Genomic DNA, 17,733 nt, shown 5'->3' with positions numbered 1-17,733 from the left:
GCTCTCGTGGTATCATAAAGGTCCGCCGGCGACCTGCTCCAGCGAGCCCGCCGTTGCCTGGAACAGGGAGGTTGTTCGGATGACACGCAGGGTTCACCTTCGGATCGTTTTCATCGCTTCTTTCTCTCTCTTGCTCTCGTTCGCCGGGATCCGCCCGGGCGCCGCCCAGTCGAGCTTGCCCTACTGGACCGAGATTCCGCAGGGCGGCGCCGTCCCCGACGCCATCTGGGACGGCGCGAGCGCCTATCACGAGGGCCTCTTCTATATCTTCGGCGGGTTGAACGGGACCTACCCGGATGACGAGCCCGTGGCCGCTTTCAGCGCCTTCGACGTCGACACGCTGACCTGGTACGACCTCGGCCAGTACCCGGGCGGGCCGTCCGCCAGGGCCGAGTCGATGATGTGGTGCGTCGCCGAGGAGGACGCGCTGATCGTCTCCGGCGGGAGAGGTCCTTTCCGGCGCGGGCTCGACCTCACGCACCAGGACACGTTCCGGTTCGATCCCGCGCACGGGTGGACGCAGATCGCGCAGAGCGCGGCCGAGATCGGGCGCGCCAACCGCTCCACGGAGGCGGTCGCCGTGCGCAAGAAGGGGAAGCACAAGACCGTCGCGTACGCCTTCTCGGGCTCTTCGTCGACGCTGCCGGCCTTCATCAACCGCCCTGACGGCCTCCAGCACGACCTGGTCCGCTACAAGAACGGCTGGAAGCAGGTCGCGACCGGCTCGCCCGCCCCGCGCGCTCGAGCCCATCATCCGCTCGTGTACGCCGAGGGCTGGAACGCCCTGCTCGTCTACGGCGGATACACGAACGACGCCGTGAACGGGACTGGCCTGTTCACGCCGGAGAACTACCTCGGCGACCTCTGGATGTTCGACGTCGACACGGAGACCTGGGATCAGCTCGTCTTCGACGAGGCAGGCGGACCGGGCCACCGCGACAACGCGAAGCTGATCGCCGATGAGCACAACGACCGCATCTGGCTCTTCGGGGGCAGCCAGTTCGACGGTGCCACCCTGTCCGATCTCTGGTACTTCGATCTCCACACAGGGACCTGGACGCGCGTGGACACCGCGATGACGGGGCCGGCGCCGGCGCCGAGGTTCGGCCAGTTCTACTTCACTCGCAGGACCGCCACGGCCTACGAGCTCTACATCTTCGGCGGAGCGACCGCGGAGTTCGCGCCGGTGCTGCTCAACGACATGTGGAGATTGACGATCCCCCTCGGCTGCGGCGGCTGATCGCGAGCGATCCAGGTGGGCTCACGCCTGGACGATCCGCGCTGAAACGTGGATTCCGCCGGGATCTCCGGGGGATGTGACGACGGATCGCACCCCTTCGGAACGCATGAATGCCTGGTCTAGCCCCCCTGGAGGACCGGGCGCATGGCCTCGCGCGCCCGGGTCCGCGCCGCGTCGAGGTGCGCTCGCTCCTTCTCGATCTGCTGGATCTGGTGATTCCAGTCGAGGCTCAGCGCTTCGAGCGTCATCTTGCCCACGGGGTTGTACGTCCACCAGAAGAGGCCGCTGCGTGGGGCCTCGCTCGCGAACGGCAGCAGGCTCGGGTCGGCGGCGCCGGCGGCGAGCTTCGAGAAGCGCTGGTTGATGGCCTCGATCGTCGCGGCCTCATCGAATATCGGCCGGCTCCAGAAGTCTTGCGCGAGCATCTTCTGGGTGGCCGCCTGCCCGATGTGCTCGATGGCCCTGCGCGTCGTGATGTATTCGGCGATCACGGCGCGGCGGGCCGAGAGCTCGCCGAGATCGAGCTTGCCGAGCGCCGCGTCGGCCGCGCGCAGCGCCTCGAGCGTGCCCGGGTCGAGCGGCGCCGCGTCCCGCGCTCGCGCCTGCTGGTAACCATCGAGCAGCGCTGTCGAGAGCTCCAGGTCGAGGCGCAGATCGGCGATCGCGACCACGTGCGAGAACATCGACCGCGAGGACGTCGCCTCGTCGACCGCGGCGCGCGTGAGGCGGGCCGAGAGGGAGAGCGCGCCCGGCCAGTCGCCGCCTGTGCCGCGCCGCAGCGCCTCCAGCGCCGCGGTCATCTGCGCGGTACGCAGCGGCAATATCGGGCAGAAAGGCTCGAGTTGCAGCGGGCAGCCGTCAGCGAAGCGAGGCATCGCCGTCGCCTGTTCGAGGGCGCGCAGCGCGCCCTCTGCCTCGCGCGTCTGCAGGAACGCGGAGATCGCCTCGCGGCGCGCGCGCGCCCGCTCGAGCAGCGGCTGTCCCTGGTCAGGGAGCAGGAGGTCCTTGAGGTCGGGCGGGATCGAGAGGACGGCCCTGCGGGCGGTGGGCCCCGCGACGAGCAGCCACCCATTGTCGGAAGGCGGCGGCAGCGGGGGCAGGTCGGCCTCGGTGAAGAGCCGCGGAGGCGGCGCCTGCCCCACGTGGTGCGCCGCGACCCAGAGCCCGAAGGCGGCGACCGTCACGCCCAGGCCCACGAGGAGCCGCCGCGCCCACCAGCGACCGCCCCGCTCGCCCTTCTTCTGCTCCCTCGCGCTCGTTTCCATGCGCACCCCGGCCTCTCCACGCCGGGCTCTCGCGATCGGCTGCGCGCGCAACCCGGGCATGTCCCAGCTTATCCCCGCCCGCGGCCGGCAGGCACGGTCGCGACGTATCGCGCCGCAGCCACGGATGTGCGCGCAGTCTTCGCGAGCCTTCAGGCGCGGGGCATGGCCCTCCCCCTCTCCTCTTGGCCACCTCGGCGGCTTTTCTGCTGTTGGAAGCGATGTCCAGCAGTCGTGCTACGACGACGCTACGGGCTCCGAGTTCACGGGCCAACTCGCCAGGAAGCTCGAGGCCCAGGCGACCCAGCAGCAACGGATGCACTGGCAAAGGCCTTCGCATCGTCACAGGCGCCATCCGATACGCCCTTATTCCAGCCTGTCGCCCGACGATGCGGTGTCAAGTCGGCTTAGGTAAGGTGTGCCTCGTACATCAAATTGGCATACCCATGCGCGGTCAGGATCATACGCGGTAGCACCTCCAATAGATACAGGCGGGGCCGCTTGCACACTCGGCAGCGCCTCGAGGATCTCCTCGCTCCCCGCACGCCAGCGAAAGGACCATCTCGTCATCTCGGAAGGTCTCGGATGATGCGCGTTTCGACGTTCGATGATACGGCCTCGAGTATGGCGATACCACTCATTGAGCCGTTTGGCCACGTACAGATCTCCCGTGTGTGAAAACCATGCATCGAGCTCAGATTTGGCGTCGATTGCGTTGGCAAATACCCTAACCGGCGAGAGCCACTCTTGCGATAGCTGTCGCAGGAGGAGCTCGTCAAAGCGCGATAGTAAGAGCCCATGGCCTGCCCGTCGGGGAAACAGTCCGGCGTGATAGCGCCCAAGGTTGGCCAACTGCGGGTGGAACATGCTCCCAGATGCACAGAACCTGGAAAAGGCAACGGGTGAGCGGCGGCACCACAACTTCCAGAGCGTAGCCGCGAGAGTTGTCTCGAGCTTCGACCATTGGACCACGGGCGGCTTGCGTAGCAGAGCATCCGGGACATTGAGGGATATGGCCCTGCCTGGGCCGGGCCCCTGCGGAAATGCTCCGGCGGCCTCTGGGCTGAGATCAACGACGAACACCGTGCGCCCGCCCTCGACTACGGAAGCGCAGATCCGACAGAGGCTGATCAGTCCGCCTGGTGTCGGCGGAAGCGCCACACAGACCGGCGGCCCATCAGAACGCGCAAGCTCTTCATTGAGATCGGCAGACGGCTCTCCACCCAAGTATTTAACGCGCGCAGTACGATGACGTTTCGGATCGATTCTTGATGGCCCCAGCAGGAGCTCGTCATCGTCGACCACGACGGGGGATGCCACCTTGGCTAGAGCCGCTCCGGCAACCCTGCCCATGGCAACGTAGACTGCGCCCTGTATCGGATCATTCATCATCTGAATCCGCATGATCTGCATTTGCACGCTGGCGGGTATGGTGTGCCCGATTGGCAGGCTTCAAAGCAGCTCCTGCACGATGTATGGCGCCATTTGTCGCAGCCTGGATATCCCGTGATGCACTTGCCGCCGATGTCTTGGCAATCGACGAACATGTCTGTGCATGTCTTGTCGGGCGTGCACCCCGCCATCTGCTCAGCTCAGTGGCGCCGCTTCCCACGTCATAACCGTTTCCGTACCCGTCCCCCGTAGCTGCTGATCCCGGTGGGTAGGGTCCTCCAGCCCCTGCGCCTTCCGTCCCCCTAAGATAGCACTCGCCCACGTCGTAGTTGCACGCCCAGACTGTGAGGCCGAGAGGAATAAGAACAGGGATCGCCTTCAATTTCAGCCTGTGGCGCATGCTCCTCCTCCAAGTTTTTCCAGATGCGTGTGCGGAGGCGCGGCGTCAACCGTGATTCAGGGCATGGATTGCGTCCCTGCGGCCACGGCTTGCCAATCTCGCCCCGGTCCGAAGCCGAGCTCGAGCTGAGCGCAGCGGGTGCACATCGTCGCGGCCGAGCTCGGCGCGGACCATCGGAGGTCGAGGCGCACGTCGAGCCCTGAGCCTGCTCGGCGCGTTGTGACCCCCAGGACGGGAGCCCCCCCTGGGTGTCAGGCCAGTTGTCGCTCTCCTGGATCTAGCAAGGGTAGAGGGACCTGGATAGGGCGGATATGCAGCCCGCATGCGACAACCGTATTCAGCAGCGTTTCGGGCCACGATGATCCGGCGAATGACCGGTCCCAACAGGTGACGGCAACGGAGCTCGCTCGTCCAGCGTTCCTCGCACGTGAGAGCTCTGTTAGAATCGAGCGACCATGCGAGGGAAAGCGGGGAAAGGGACATGCTGGGGCGCGCGCTGAGCGGTGCGGCGGGGTTGCTGCTTCTCGGTGCTGCGGCCTGTGGCACCACCCCCGACGGCCCGAGCGGCGCTTCGAGCGCCGGCGCGGGTGGCGGAGGAGGCGCGACCGTTGGCAGCGGCGGTTCCGGGGGCGCCGAGCCGTCCGGCGGCGGGCAAGCGGGTGCTCCCGAGGGTCGTGACTGCGGGACGGCGGGGGAGGTGATCGCGGTGGGCACGAACCTCCTTCAAGACGCGGCCGGACCCGCGCCCGAGCTGGAGCGCTTGCGCGGCTGTACGCGCTTCCTCGGCACGCTTCATCTGCTGAATTTGGCCGGACCCGAGGCGATCGACGCGCTCACGGATCTCAGGGAAATCGCGGGGTCCTTGCTGCTCCTTTCGCCTCCTGGGGATCTCGGGCCTCTGTCCAACCTGACGCGGATCGAAGGTCGGTTGCTGGTCGTGGGAGCGCCGGAATCCTTGCGCGGCCTGGAGTCGATCCAGTACGTCTCCGGGCTGTGGCTCTACGAGAGCGGCCTTGCCGACTTTTCGTGGCTCCCTCCTCTCGCGGAGATCGGCGCCTCCATGGTCGCTCGGCGCAACGCGAATCTGACCGCTGAAGTGTTGGAGTCTTTCGCGACGTCGCGCGTGCGCAGCGGCGCGCTGGTGTCCCTCACGAACGCCGTTCCCAAAGAGCCGCCGGACCCCGATGCCGAGGCGGTCGTGTGTGGCCAGCCGAGCGATCTGGTGATCGGGCCCTACACGAGCGTGGCCGGATGCACCCGCTTCCGAGGCTCGATCCACCTGAGCGACACGACGGCAGGCGCCTTGGAGCCGCTCTCCTCCCTCGTCCACATCGACGGCTCGCTGACCCTCTTCCGCAACCACACGGACGACTTCACCGCGCTGCGCAACCTGCGCCGCGTCGGCGCGAATTTTCAGATGCACCTGCTGCAGGGCCCGGGCCTCGACGGGTTCGACGCCCTCGCGGAGGTGGGTGAGCTCAGACTCCTGAGCGCGGGCGAGCTCACGAGCCTCGACTGGCTCCCAGCCCTCACCAGGGTTCGTGAATCCGCGCTGGCCATGACGGAGCCCCCCCTGTCCATGGAGGACATCGAATCTTTTCTTTCGCGCCTGGACATCGGGGGCGAGACCGCGGTGATGACCAGGGAGTGAGCGTCCTCGTTGCGTTCAAATCCGAGGGCCTCGACCATATCGGGGTCGTCGAGCTGCTGAGCCGCGCCTACGCCGATCACCTCGCGCATGCGTTGCAGATCGCCCGGGAGCGCCATCTCCTCGATCACCGCGTGCGGTACTCCGGCGAGCGGAACGGGAGAGCGAACGGATCAAGCGCTCGACCACGCCGCTGACCAGCCGCGCGTCTTCGATCGACGTCACCCGCGCGGTGAGGGCCGCGCCGCACGGATCACGACCTTGCCGTGCGACTACCGCGAGCGGCTTGCACCCTTGCGATCGCAACGGGCGACGGCCGGGCCCGACGCACTCGAATCGGGAGCCCTGCATTCGGGCGTCGCAGCGGTGCGCGACGGAAGCTCCCGGCGTCCGGCTCGGCGCCGCCGTGGCTCCTGCCCCATGCGCAGCGCGCTCCGAAACCGCACCCCCGATGGTCCACGGGTTGCGCGCCCGCGCTGGAGCGCCGGCGGCCTTCGGGGCGACGAAGGCGAGGGCGACGCGCCGCGACTGCCCCGCCGTCACCTGGACGAGCGCCCGGGCTACCTGCCCCTGCTTGCCCGTCGCCGTGACGTCGTGCTGTCCAGGGGCGACGAAGACGGGGCCGCCCGCGCTCACCTCGCGACCGTCCACCAGCAGCCGCGCCGTGCCCGGCGGGGCGCTCACGTGGAGCTCGGCCACGCGTTGCCGGACGGGCGCGAGGTCGGCGCGGCGGACCTCGTGGCGGCGGCGCTCGATGTCGTTGGTCGGGGCGGGCATCTGCGCGACGCACGTGGAGAGCTCGGCCGCGGCCTCCTCGAGCCGGCCGAGGCGCAGGTCGAACACGCCGAGCTGACACACGGCCATCGTCGAGGGCTCGAGCTCGTTGATCCGCGCCCAGAGCTCGCGGGCGCGAGCGAGGTCGAGCCGCTTGGCGGCCTTCTCCGCCTCCTCGATGCGCTCCTGGACCTCGCGGGAGCGGGGAGGAGGGTCCGCGGCCGCGGCCTGTAAAAAAATCGAGCGGCTTGGCGTCAATCCGACAGCAAGTGGCCGTGGCGTGGCCGTGGCGTGGCCGTGGCGTGGCCGTGGCCATAAATGGCCGCAATCATTAGTATTGTCGCCCACCTAGAGCTGCCCGTGTCAACATGTCGATAAAGATTGCAAGTGTAAGCTGTCGAAATCGCATATATATTCCCCCCTTCTGGATGGTGTGTATATGGCCGGGCGCCATGTACGCGATCATACATTTGCTTGCGCTGGCTCACCGAGCGCTGCTAAGGCTCCAACACGATCTCGCGAGCTGGTTGCCGTCTGGCGCCTTTCGCGTGAGCTGAAGGAGTAATTCCGTGAGACACGTTCAGCGTAAATGTTCCTGCTCTTCGGTTGGGCGCACCAGTCCACGTGCCAAGCGAATGAGTCGACCCACGAACATTCAGCGCAATGGGGATTCTGCCACAGCATCTCCGCTGCGCTGTCTGCTCCAGATGCGGGTGGACTTTACCGTTTTGCGAGCCGTCGTGTTCTCTCTGGCCGCTCGCCTCAGCAGGACGCCGTACTCTGCGAGCCGCTAAATACGTCTAAGTTGCTGCCCTGTCCCGTCGTAACATGCTGATAGAACTCGACGTCGCGGTGCGGCAGCTACCCGACCGCCACCACATTGCGCTGTCGACTCGACGTCAGCCGGCCTGCAGCCAGCCGACAACACTCAATCCGACGATCGGCGCTATTCACATTAGAAGCCGACTATGGCTCGCGCCCCAAGCGGTTTACCGGGGCTTCCGGGGAGCGGTTCCTGGGTCGTTCCGTTGTGACTGTGCATGGCATCGGCCCCCTCATGCACCGCGTGCTCACCCATGGCCAGCTCGCCGCCGAGCTGCGCGCCCTGAGCGAGCAGCGGTTTCGACCGCCGGGCGCGCACAGCACGCGCAGCTATTCAGTGCCCACGCTCGAGCGCTGGCTGTATGCGTATCGCTCCGCTGGCCTCGACGGTCTGCGTCCCCAGCCCCGGGGCGCGAGATGGTTTGGGGTGTCGTGAGCGCCGAGATCGAGAGCATCACCGGCTTATCGTGCGTCTGAAAACAGGCAATCGTATAGTCTGGCCTCTCCCAGACGTCGCAGATTGGTCGCCACGTCCGGCACGACCACGGCGCCGATCTCCGGCGTCATGCGCTCGTATCCCCATGTCGCTTCGATCTCTTCGGCGATCCCCGCAGCGTACGGCTGCTCATCGGGCGATAGATCGAAGCAGATGACCTGCCGCGTGGGCTCGTCCTCCACGGAAGGTGGCTCAACAAGCTCGGGCTTGATCAGCCTGATCAGCTTGCCAATCCAGGCGGGTAGGACGTAGGCCGTATCATGTACGAAGATCATGACGGCGCGAGGTGGCGTCGCGCGGAGCGTTTTCTCCCTCTCGATCTCCTCGCGATCTTCAACGAGGCGCGAGCTGTAGACGATGTAATAAGGAACCAAAAAGCTCACTCTCAATTCAATTGTATGCCGGTATTCGCCGGTGGCCTTCGGAAGATAGAGCGAGCCGGAGTAACAGGCGTCGTGACTTCCCGTCACGAGATGGACCGAGAGATTGTCGATCTTGTTCTCGGGGAACTGTTCACGTAGGCGCCGCAACATGCCAAGCCATCGTTCGCAATCGGCGCCGGCTCGGCGACGGGCGTCCACCAGCCGTCGATCCTCTTCTGTCTGCACGCGGCCAAGATCCTCGTACGGAACCCGCCGAGGGTAGTAGCGATAAACGACGTTGAACAATTCCTCGATCGCGTGCTTCATGGCTGTGTGACTCTGGATCCAGCTACGCGCTTGCGGAGGCTGATGTCCATCTCATCCTTCAACCTGGCGCAGTAGATCCCTTGCGGAATAGTGAGGTTTGCCCTCATCACTTTACGCGAAGCTTTACTCGCTACGTCGGCGCTGATGTGCGCGGCCTCAATTGCTGGAATATGCCCCTGGGCCGCGTTCCTCAGTGGCATTCCAAACGTCATCTGCGGACATTCCCAGAACTCCGGGTACACCTCGACCCACCGCTTGATCTTCAGACGAACGGACGCTTGTTGCCAGCCTCCCGATTCGCCCGTTCCGTCGTCGGGGATCGTCGTGACAAATTTGAATATAATTGGCGAGAAGCCGTTCACTCCGACCGGCGGGCACTTCGAACTGCAGGCATCGCTACAGATCACATGAGTCTGGCCGTCTCCGGTGGTGTCACCGGGCCCTGAACATGTGCTGTTTGTCGTACTCTCCGAGCTGTCTCTCGGGCGCTCTTCTTCATCCTCTTCTTCTTCTGAGCTATCCGTTTTGTTGCACTGGATCTCCTGCTCACTGTCGCCTCGCCGTTCTCCCGATGGCGCATCTCCGAAGTCACCGGATGCGCTGGAGCTGAATACCGGGGCTGGCTCCGAACCTGGACCTGCACCTGCTCCCGAGGTCCATGCGGGCCCACCGCGAGGCGCGGGGCGGTGCCAGCCTGGATCCAGCCGAGGCTTACACCGGCGCTCACCTCCGACGCCTCCGCCTGCGTCGAAGCGACGCCGAGCACGAGAGCGAACATCGCCGCCGATGCGACTCGTCGGCATTCCGTTCTCATCGGCCCCTTCCCCCTTGGCCACCGCCGGGAGAACGTGGCGATGCAACCAATTCTTCTGATGGCAGGATTGGGCGTCAAACGCAACCTAGAGGAGAGCGTCACAATGGACAGGAGTCGTATCGTCCAGAGCGTGGGCACTGCGCAGATGTCCGCGGGGCCAGTGTTCGTCAAGCTGCTGGCACCAGCGGTCTGTCCACGTAGCCGTGAGAGCGCACGCACGGCCGTGCGCCCTGGGCTGCACGACGTCGCCCGTGTACCAACCGGATTTTACTCGCCCGTCCGGGGCTGGCGGCAGCCCGAGCAGGCGACCGATCGCCTCGTGAACGATCCGGGCCGCCTCCTCGTCCCCAAGCACGAAGGGCCGGGTGAGCGTGTCCGTGAGCGAGGCGACCAGGGCTGTCCGAGGCGACGGATCGGCCAGCGTGAGCGCCCCGAGCCCGGCTGCTCTGTCCGAGGCGACGGTTCGGCAAGCGTGAGCACCCCGAGCCCGGCTTCCGCCGGTTGAGCCCGGGCTGGGTCCATGCCTTCCGAAGGGGTGCTATCAGTGGCCTGGTGCCCCCAAGATTGCGGCAGAAGCGCCTGTTCGCGACGGTTCGCCACCGCAAATTCGCCCAAGCTCGTCCCTGGTTCCGCGCCCACCCGCCCAGCCCTCATCCCGCCTGCCGGAACCGCCGCAGCCGCAGCGAGCTGACCAGCACCGACACGCTCGACAGGCTCATCGCCGCGCTCGCGAGGACCGGCGACAGCAGCCAGCCGGTCACCGGATAGAGCGCCCCCGCGGCGATCGGGATGCCGATCACGTTGTAGATGAACGCCCAGAACAGGTTCTGCCGGATGGTCCGCAGCGTCGCGCGCGCGAGCCCGAGCGCCGCCGGCAGCGCCCCGACGCCGCCGCGCAGCAGCGCCACGTCGGCAGCGGCGACCGCGATGTCGGTGCCGCTCGCGATCGCGATCCCCACGTGGGCGCCGGCGAGGGCGGGCGCGTCGTTGATGCCGTCGCCGACCATCGCGACCACGCGGCCGCGCTCCCGCTCCTCGCGCACGATCCGCGCCTTGTCCTCGGGGCGCACCTCGGCGAACACCTCGTCGATCCCGAGCTGCTGCGCCACGGCTCGCGCGGTCGCCTCGCGGTCCCCCGTCACCATCGCGACGCGCACTCCCAGCCGGTGCAGCGCGGCGACGGCCTCCCGGGCCTCCGGGGTCGGCAGGTCCGCCACCGCGACCAGGCCGGCGAGCTGGCCGTCGACGGCGACGAACGACGGCGTGTTCCCCTGCCCGGCGAGCCCCTGGGCGAGCTCCTCGAGCGGCGCGGCGTCGATCCCGCGCTCGGCGAGGTACCGGGCCGTGCCGATGCGCACCTCGCGCCCCTCGACGCGGGCGACAACGCCGCGGCCGGCGTCGGCGCGGAAGTCCTCAGGCGCGGCGAGCGGGACGCCGCCGGCACGCGCGCGCGCGCCCTCGACCAGCGCCTTCGCGACGGGGTGCTCGCTGCCGAGCTCCGCCGACCCGACCAGGCGCAAGAGCTCGTCCTCCGAGGCCTCCCCGAGCGCCTTCACCGCCGCGAGCTGCGGGCGGCCCGCCGTGAGCGTGCCCGTCTTGTCGACGAGGACCGTATCGACGCGGCTCGCGGCCTCGAGCGCCGCGCCGCCCTTCACCAGCACGCCGAGCTCGGCGCCGCGGCCGGTGCCCACGGCCGTCGTGCTGTTCTGCCATAGATTCCGGTTGACGCATAATCCTACCATCAGGAGGATGGGCCGCATCGCTACGTTGTCCGGGGGTTGCGGAGGGGGCAATGAGACGGTGAGAACAGTGGCCCGGCGGATCCCATCGGCGGCGCTGGCCGCTCTCGTGCTTGTTCCGACGCAGATAGAAGCGTACGAGCTGAGCGCGGGTGTGGGCCTCGGGTGGCTCCAGGCCGGTACCGTTCCGCGCCTCGCGGTGGGGCCGCACGCGGGCATTTCGTGGCCCGTCCAGCGAGACATCCTGTTCACGGTTCACGACCTGTGCACGATCCTACCTCCGACCCAGGAGGGTGGGCTCGGGGTCTACAACCAGACCTCGGTTGACATCGGGTATGCGTGGGAGGACGGCAACGTCAGCGCGGGGCCATCGGTCGCGCTCTACGTCTTACCGGCGTGCGGCATCACCTTGTGCGGCCGCGTCGGTGGCTTGGCCGTGGGCGGCCACGCGCAGACCAACGCGTACGTTGCTGGACCGCTGGGGGTGTCGGTGAGCGTCAACGTGGATTGGGTCGGTCGGGGCAGCCTCGTGCTTCCGGGTTACGTGTCCGTCGTCGTTGTTGCTGGTCCAGTGCTTCGATGGAGTGCCAAATGAACGCAAAAAGACCTCTGTTATTGATCGTGGCCATCTCGGTTTGGACGACGGCGGCGTGCAACTGGACGATAGGAGACTGCTATCCTGTCGGGGAAAGAACTTCCGGTGCGGGTGCCGGTCCAGGATCAGAGCCCGGCCCCATCTATACCTCCGCCGCATCCGGTGACTTCGGGGCTGAGCCGCCGGAAGGTCCGCACGACAGCAGCGAGCGCAAGATCGCGTGCAACGAGTCGGATCTCGAGGACGAAGAGGAGGAGTATGCGCCGCCGGCGAACAGCCCGGAGAGCCCGCAAGACAAGTGTTTTGGAGTCAGCGACTTGGCCGGAGATGGGGCGACCTCCTGGAGCTGTAGCGACTCGTGCAGCTCGAAGTGCCCGCCGCCTGGAATGGCCTCATTCCTATACGTGAATTTTGAACCGTCGGACTTCCCGTTTGTCACCACCGTCCAGGATGACGGGCGGGGCAAGGCCGGCGGGTATCAAGTTGCCAATGCCAACCTGAAGTTTACGCATGCCGTTGTTCAGCGCGGCGCCCGCAGCACCACCGAGTGGTACTGCCCTCTCACGATCCAAATGCCGCTCCGGACCGAGTTCATGGGAAAAATCGATCCAATCCATGCGGCTAGCCTTAGCGAGGAGATCACGGAGGAAGTAGCAAACCGCATGGACTACGGTCTCCCACCGGGGATCTTCTGCCACAGGTTTCGCCTCGATGTGGGCGCTACCTTCAAGTTTAGATACCCGCTACTCGGTGCCTCGGTGAAGAAATGATGATGGTGTCACGTTCCGAGCTGCTCGATGTCGTCTACTGCTTTTACCCGCGGGGCGTACATTGCTTCGATCGCATCCACGTACCTCCCAACGAGCCCTTCTACGACGACACCGAGGAGCACCGCCGCCTGGTGGAAGCCGCAAACCGCGGGCGAGCGGGCTACCCGAAGTGGGAAGCGATGATCCACCGCCTGGGGGACCGATACAGCCTTCAGAACGAGTCGCTCAGCCTGGTGTCGGGAGGGATCGAACCGGGCTACTCGGCCCGCATCTATCGCCCCAAGGACTTGGAGCCCGCTCCCTCGCTCAGCAGCAGGGCTTCGCTCAGCTTCCACGTAAGCCTCCTCGGGCCCTACTATGGAGTCCACAACAAGGGCGAGCCCGACGAAATATCGACGGCGGTTGCCGAAGAGATCGAGGCCACGTACCCCGGCTACCAGACGATCCCCCCGGAACTTGGTAATGAGATCGTGCCAGACGTGTCGATGGATTGGGCATTTATGGGCGAGGCGACGATCTACGCGTGCCTGTTCTCGCGCGTCTGGACTTGGGTGGATCCATAGCTATTCCACTGGGCCCCGCCGTCCACTTGGCCGAGCTCGGGCGCTTCGCCGTCGTCCCCTGGCCGAGCTCGGGGCGCGACCGCATCCCCGTCGCGGTGAAGGTCCGGGTCCAGGAGGATGGGGCGATGCTCGTCTCAACGGTTGCAGCAGAGCACATGTGTGTCACCGGGCTCGATCTTCCCGCTTGCCACCTTGGACTCTGTCGAGGGCGCGCAGGTAGGCTCGTCCTTCGTCAAGATGGACCGCACCGCACCGATCCGCCCCTGGATCGTGTCTGTGCAGAGCGGCTCGTCCAGCCCGGAGATGAGAACGGATCCGAGCTCGCCGGAGCATCCTACCTGCCGGTACAACGTGGTCTGCATGCGGCAATCGCCGCCGCTCGGCTCCCCACAGGAGCACGGGCTGCACGCGCGCGTGTCGTTGTAGAGGGGGAACTCCCGCCGTGTCTCGTGGGAGGCCCAGCACTCTCCGTTCGGCTGCGGCTGGTAACATTGAAGAAAGTCCGGCCAAGCGAAGTCGACATCTGGACCACAAGCCCGGACGAAGCGCATGCCCGTTCGGCGCAGCGCAGGAACCTCGGGGATAGGTTGGCAGTCCGTCACGAGGGGCGGGTGGATGGTCACAAAGGCATACGAGTCGCCCGGAATGGGCTCGGGAAGAGGAAAACAGGTCCCATTCCAGGAACTGCCCGGATCGATCCTGCTTACGAGGTCACTGAGGGCGCAAACGGACGAGGAGTGCACATCCACCGTGTGCGAGAGCACACATCGCGACGGTCCACACGTGCAGGGCTCGCATTCCTCCTGCCCAGGTGTCCCTACCCACCCTTCCCACAAGAGATTGCTGTCGCCGTGCGGACCGCATCGCGGAGCGTTCTCGGGCCGGCCAACGAAGAGCAGGATAAGCTGGCTCGGATCTGGCTCCGGCAGGTTGTCGGGGGGCACCGGCGAGGAGCAGCCGATGGGCCCCTGGGTGGCCAGTATGGAGAGCACAACCGAGCGCAGCGCGGCTGTTATCCCACGGCCTGGGTCAATCGTCAGCATTGGCATGAATCACCTCCATCAGGTCCGCGCTGGAGCAGCAGAAAGTTCGGGCTTCGCCGCTCTCGATCGTGCCATCCACCAAGGAGACATCGGTTGTTGGCGGGCACGTGCCCGGCTCATCCTGCGCGAACACCACACGCACTCCTGCCAGAGGTGAATCTTCGTATGTTACATAGCAGGCCTGCTCGCTTGCACCGATTCCATTGCCGGAGTACAGCATATGAGAGCAGCTCGTGTCGCTGAAGAGCAGCACGTCCGCCACGCAGCTTCCACCGACGGGTGCGCCGCACGCACAGGGCGTGCAGGTACGCGCGTCTCGGATCTTCTCCTGAAACTCGAAGCGCGCGGAGAAGCCCGGCCGGCACGAGCCGTCGTCCTCGGGTGCGATGCACACCAGCCCGTTGAAGGCTGACTCATACTCACCGGTCCACGGGCAAGCTCGTGCGAAGGTCCCGCTGAGGGGCGGCAGAGCAAGCTGCGCCGAGGACTTGCACTCGGTAGCCATCGTGGGCGACTTCAGGGTGACCGCGGCGAACGCGTCGCCCGGGACAGGGGACGAGAGCTTGACGCAGTGCCCCGACGGGTTGGCTGCACCAGAGAGGTCGATCTCTATTCCTTCGCCCGCGCAGAGAGGCGCCTCGTGCACCAGCATCCTGTCCGGTAGAGCGCACGCGGCGAGGCCGCACGTGCACGTACCGCATTCGTTCTGGTACTGAGGATCCGTGCGCACGTCGGCCCAGCCATCCCAGTAATCGAGCCGACCATCCGGACAGATGGGATAATCTAGCGTTTTGCCCACCCACAGCAGGATCGGGTTGTCATCGGTCCGGGGCCTCGGGATATCGAGCTCATCTCCGCAACCGAGCAGCGCAGCCATGCTGAAGGCAAAACAAGGTATAGACCGCATGAGAACCCCTCGCGCTGCTCAGTAAAAGACCCTTTGACTCTGGCAAGGGAGGAGACCGTCACAAGGATCAGGCTGCTGGGCCGGCGTCTTCATGGCTTGCCGCATGGGAGCGGCGGACGGGGTCGTGCGCGGCCGCGCCGCGACGGGCGGCGGGGAGGCCTCTGGGACCAGCTCAGGGCATCGCTCGAGCGGTCGAGCTGAGGGCGGCGGGATGGCTCGAACCGCGGCGGCTTGGGCGACTGGCCCCAGGCGCGGCACGGCTCGACGAGGGGGCTCCCACCACAGGACCGCGGCCGCGCTGCCCAGCACGAACGCCAGCGCGAGCACCGCGCCGAACCACCGCGCGGGGGAGCGTCGCCCTGGGGGGCCGCTGGGACGCGTGGGGGGCTGGGGCGAGGGCGCCGGCGCCACGGGCAGCATCGGGGAATGCAGAGGGGTCGAGGGCACCGGCGCTACCGGCAGCATCGACTCGAGGTCCGGCAGATTGGGCACTGGAGGCGACGGCGGCGCGACCGGAGGCGCTTTGAGCGCGTGGTCCCGTGCGTCCCGCGGCGGTTCCGCGCTCTTGAGCGTGTCGGGCGTCTCGGGAGGGCGCGTCCCGGCGACCGAAGGCGAGGGGCGAGCGTGATCCCGCGCGTCCCGCGGCGGCACGCTCTTGAGCGTGTCGGGCGCTTCGGAAGGGCGCGGCGTGGGGAACTCGCCGACTCGCCCCTCCCCTTCACTCCAGGCGAACGGCGTCCCCTCCTCGGCGGAGATCGGCGCTTTCTCGTCCGGCGTGTGCCGAGCGCCGGACGGCTCCGCGAAGACACCCGCATCGGGAAACTCCGGCGGTCCGCCAAGCGCCTCCCACGCGTGGGCAAAGGGAGTCAGGACAGCGAGCATCTCTCCGATGCTTGGCTGCCGTCGGTTGGGGTCCTCCTCAAGGGCCCTTTCGATCATCACCTGAAGCATTAGAGGGATCCCGCTGGGAAAGCTCGGAGGTCGGTTCCACGGTGAGAGGGCGCGTTTGCACAAGAGCTCGTACATGATCGTGCCGAAGCCGTACACGTCCGCGCGAGGTCCCAGCCGACCACCCGAGAAGAGCTCGGGTGGTGCGTACCCGTACGGATCTTGACGAGCGTCCTCCGGGCCGAGTTGAAAGAGACGGGCAAACCCGAAGTGGGTGATCGCGTATCGGCTGTCGCCCACGACGCAGACCCGGTCCGGACTGAGGGCGCCGTGGATGAAGGAGAGCTCATGAGCACGCACGAGGCAGCGCCCGACGTCGATCAGCACCTCGAGATCCGCCGGCCCGAGGTCGTTTCCGCGCGTGGCGTCGATGAGCGGGATCGCGTCGCCGAGCACAGGCGACGCTGCCCACGCGACGTCGCCGTTCACCCCTCCGTAGAGCACGGGGACGACCTCCGGGACCTCGTCGGAAAGGCGCTGCAGGCGCGCGATCTCCTCGGCGAACAGGCCCGCATCGAGGCGCGCGCCCTCGTGGAGGTGCAACCAGACCAGAGCCCCCGTGTCGCCGACCTGCCGGGCGAGGAAGTGACGGAGCAAGCCGCGCTCCTCGCTGAGCAGCTCGTGGCCTTCCCAGACGTCGCCGGCGGCTACCATACGAGCTTGACCTCCGCGCCGGCGCCTCTCGTGCGGATCTCGGCCTTCCGCGGCCAGACCACGTACACGATCGTTGCGGCGCCGACCGCTGCCCCGGCGACGAGCGCAGCCGAGCCGAAGCCATGGAACAGGCCCGCTCGTGTGTTCGCCGCGTGCGCTTCGTCGTAGGTCTTGCGGAACTGTGCGCTGCTCGGGAGCATCGAGCCGTCCGAAAGGCGCGACACCTTGGCGGCCGTTTCGCTCTCCGCGGCGTCGCCGGCCAGGTGAAGGCCGACGCCGGCGCCGAGCAGGGCCGCCGAGGCGGCTGCGCCGGTGCCAATGGTCCACGGGTTGCGCGCCCGCGCTGGCGGGCTGGCGGCCTTCGGGGCCTCGAAGGCGAGGGCGACGCGCCGCGACTGCCCCGCCGTGAGCTTGACGAGCGCACGGGCTAGCTGCCCCTGCTTGCCCGTCGCCGTGACCTCGTGCTGTCCAGGGGCGACGAAGACGGGGCCGCCCGCGCCTACCTCGCGACCGTCCACCAGGAGCCGCGCCGTGCCTGGCGGGGCGCTCACGTGGAGCTCGGCCACGCGTTGCCGGACGGCCGCGAGATCGGCGCGTCGGACCTCGTAACGGCGGCGCTCGATATCGTTGGTCGGCGCGGGCATCTGCTTGACGCACGTGGAGAGCTCGGCCGCGGCCTCCTCGAGCCGGCCGAGGCGCAGGTCGAACACGCCGAGCTGACACACGGCCATCGTCGAGGGCTCTAGCTCGTTGATCCGCGCCCAGAGCTCGCGGGCGCGAGCGAGGTCGAGCCGCTTGGCGGCCTTCTCCGCCTCCTCGATGAGCTCCTGGACCTCGCGGGACCGGGGAGGAGGGGTCGCGGCCGCGGCTTGTGCGGGGAACGCGGAGGCAAGGACGAGGGCCAGGGCCGCCGCTTGCCGCGGATGGCCCCGTGGAACAGAAGCACGCACGGTTCACCTCGGGGCAAACGAGGGGGA

General features: G+C 67.1%; 13 protein-coding genes and 1 pseudogene. 6 read left to right on the top strand and 8 right to left on the bottom strand.

What is annotated here, in order from left to right:
• Nucleotides 1-79 precede the first annotated feature (79 nt).
• Nucleotides 80-1,240: a Kelch repeat-containing protein gene (locus tag WME76_RS39305; protein WP_437957282.1), complete on the top strand. Its 1,161-nt coding sequence runs from the start codon at nucleotides 80-82 to the stop codon at nucleotides 1,238-1,240.
• A gap of 119 nt (nucleotides 1,241-1,359) precedes the next feature.
• On the opposite strand, the gene WME76_RS39300 is transcribed toward WME76_RS39305, so the two are convergent.
• A complete protein-coding gene (locus WME76_RS39300) occupies nucleotides 1,360-2,505 on the bottom strand; it encodes a hypothetical protein (protein WP_437957281.1) in 1,146 nt (381 codons plus the stop codon).
• Nucleotides 2,506-5,000: 2,495 nt separating this feature from the next.
• On the opposite strand from WME76_RS39300, the gene WME76_RS39295 reads away from it, so the two are divergent.
• The gene (locus WME76_RS39295) at nucleotides 5,001-5,945 is read left to right on the top strand and encodes a hypothetical protein (RefSeq protein WP_437957280.1); all 945 of its coding nucleotides are present in this window, start codon (nucleotides 5,001-5,003) and stop codon (nucleotides 5,943-5,945) included.
• Between the two features lie 15 nt (nucleotides 5,946-5,960).
• On the opposite strand, the gene WME76_RS39290 is transcribed toward WME76_RS39295, so the two are convergent.
• Nucleotides 5,961-6,974, bottom strand: a complete 1,014-nt coding sequence (locus tag WME76_RS39290; RefSeq protein ID WP_437957279.1) for a hypothetical protein — start codon at nucleotides 6,972-6,974, stop codon at nucleotides 5,961-5,963.
• Nucleotides 6,975-7,731: 757 nt separating this feature from the next.
• Here WME76_RS39290 and WME76_RS39285 point away from each other — a divergent pair.
• Nucleotides 7,732-7,962: pseudogene (locus WME76_RS39285) on the top strand (helix-turn-helix domain-containing protein); the annotation flags it as partial.
• A gap of 38 nt (nucleotides 7,963-8,000) precedes the next feature.
• Here the strand turns inward: WME76_RS39285 and WME76_RS39280 are convergent.
• The 3 genes from WME76_RS39280 to WME76_RS39270 all read right to left on the bottom strand — a co-directional run bounded on the left by WME76_RS39280 (nucleotide 8,001) and on the right by WME76_RS39270 (nucleotide 11,297).
• The gene (locus WME76_RS39280; RefSeq protein ID WP_437957278.1) at nucleotides 8,001-8,723 is read right to left on the bottom strand and encodes a hypothetical protein; all 723 of its coding nucleotides are present in this window, start codon (nucleotides 8,721-8,723) and stop codon (nucleotides 8,001-8,003) included.
• A complete protein-coding gene (locus WME76_RS39275; RefSeq protein ID WP_437957277.1) occupies nucleotides 8,720-9,085 on the bottom strand; it encodes a hypothetical protein in 366 nt (121 codons plus the stop codon). Before WME76_RS39275 ends, WME76_RS39280 begins: the two co-directional genes overlap by 4 nt.
• Before the next feature lie 1,102 nt (nucleotides 9,086-10,187).
• Entirely contained in the window at nucleotides 10,188-11,297 is a 1,110-nt protein-coding gene (locus tag WME76_RS39270; protein WP_437957276.1) for a heavy metal translocating P-type ATPase, read from the bottom strand.
• Between the two features lie 40 nt (nucleotides 11,298-11,337).
• Here WME76_RS39270 and WME76_RS39265 point away from each other — a divergent pair, with 40 nt between their 5' ends.
• Genes WME76_RS39265 through WME76_RS39255 form a run of 3 tightly spaced genes read left to right on the top strand, consistent with a single transcriptional unit; the run spans nucleotide 11,338 to nucleotide 13,204 of the window.
• On the top strand, nucleotides 11,338-11,871 hold the full coding sequence (locus WME76_RS39265) for a hypothetical protein (protein ID WP_437957275.1): 534 nt from the start codon (nucleotides 11,338-11,340) through the stop codon (nucleotides 11,869-11,871).
• On the top strand, nucleotides 11,868-12,641 hold the full coding sequence (locus tag WME76_RS39260) for a hypothetical protein (RefSeq protein ID WP_437957274.1): 774 nt from the start codon (nucleotides 11,868-11,870) through the stop codon (nucleotides 12,639-12,641). The genes WME76_RS39265 and WME76_RS39260 overlap by 4 nt, the downstream gene beginning before the upstream one ends.
• Nucleotides 12,638-13,204, top strand: a complete 567-nt coding sequence (locus WME76_RS39255; protein ID WP_437957273.1) for a hypothetical protein — start codon at nucleotides 12,638-12,640, stop codon at nucleotides 13,202-13,204. The genes WME76_RS39260 and WME76_RS39255 overlap by 4 nt, the downstream gene beginning before the upstream one ends.
• Nucleotides 13,205-14,233: 1,029 nt before the next feature.
• On the opposite strand, the gene WME76_RS39250 is transcribed toward WME76_RS39255, so the two are convergent.
• From WME76_RS39250 to WME76_RS39240, 3 genes are read right to left on the bottom strand one after another with little or no spacing between them, the layout of a single operon-like run.
• A complete protein-coding gene (locus tag WME76_RS39250) occupies nucleotides 14,234-15,124 on the bottom strand; it encodes a hypothetical protein (protein WP_437957272.1) in 891 nt (296 codons plus the stop codon).
• A gap of 48 nt (nucleotides 15,125-15,172) precedes the next feature.
• Nucleotides 15,173-16,756, bottom strand: coding sequence for a protein kinase (locus WME76_RS39245; protein WP_437957271.1), 1,584 nt, complete (start codon nucleotides 16,754-16,756; stop codon nucleotides 15,173-15,175).
• Nucleotides 16,750-17,706 carry a hypothetical protein gene (locus WME76_RS39240; protein WP_437957270.1) on the bottom strand — a complete coding sequence of 319 codons (957 nt, stop codon included), beginning with the start codon at nucleotides 17,704-17,706 and terminating at the stop codon, nucleotides 16,750-16,752. Before WME76_RS39240 ends, WME76_RS39245 begins: the two co-directional genes overlap by 7 nt.
• Between the last annotated feature and the right edge of the window lie 27 nt (nucleotides 17,707-17,733).

Source organism: Sorangium sp. So ce119, from assembly GCF_051524405.1.
In the GTDB taxonomy this organism is placed as follows: domain Bacteria; phylum Myxococcota_A; class Polyangia; order Polyangiales; family Polyangiaceae; genus Sorangium; species Sorangium cellulosum_G.
This window is presented reverse-complemented; position numbering and strand designations above follow the sequence as displayed.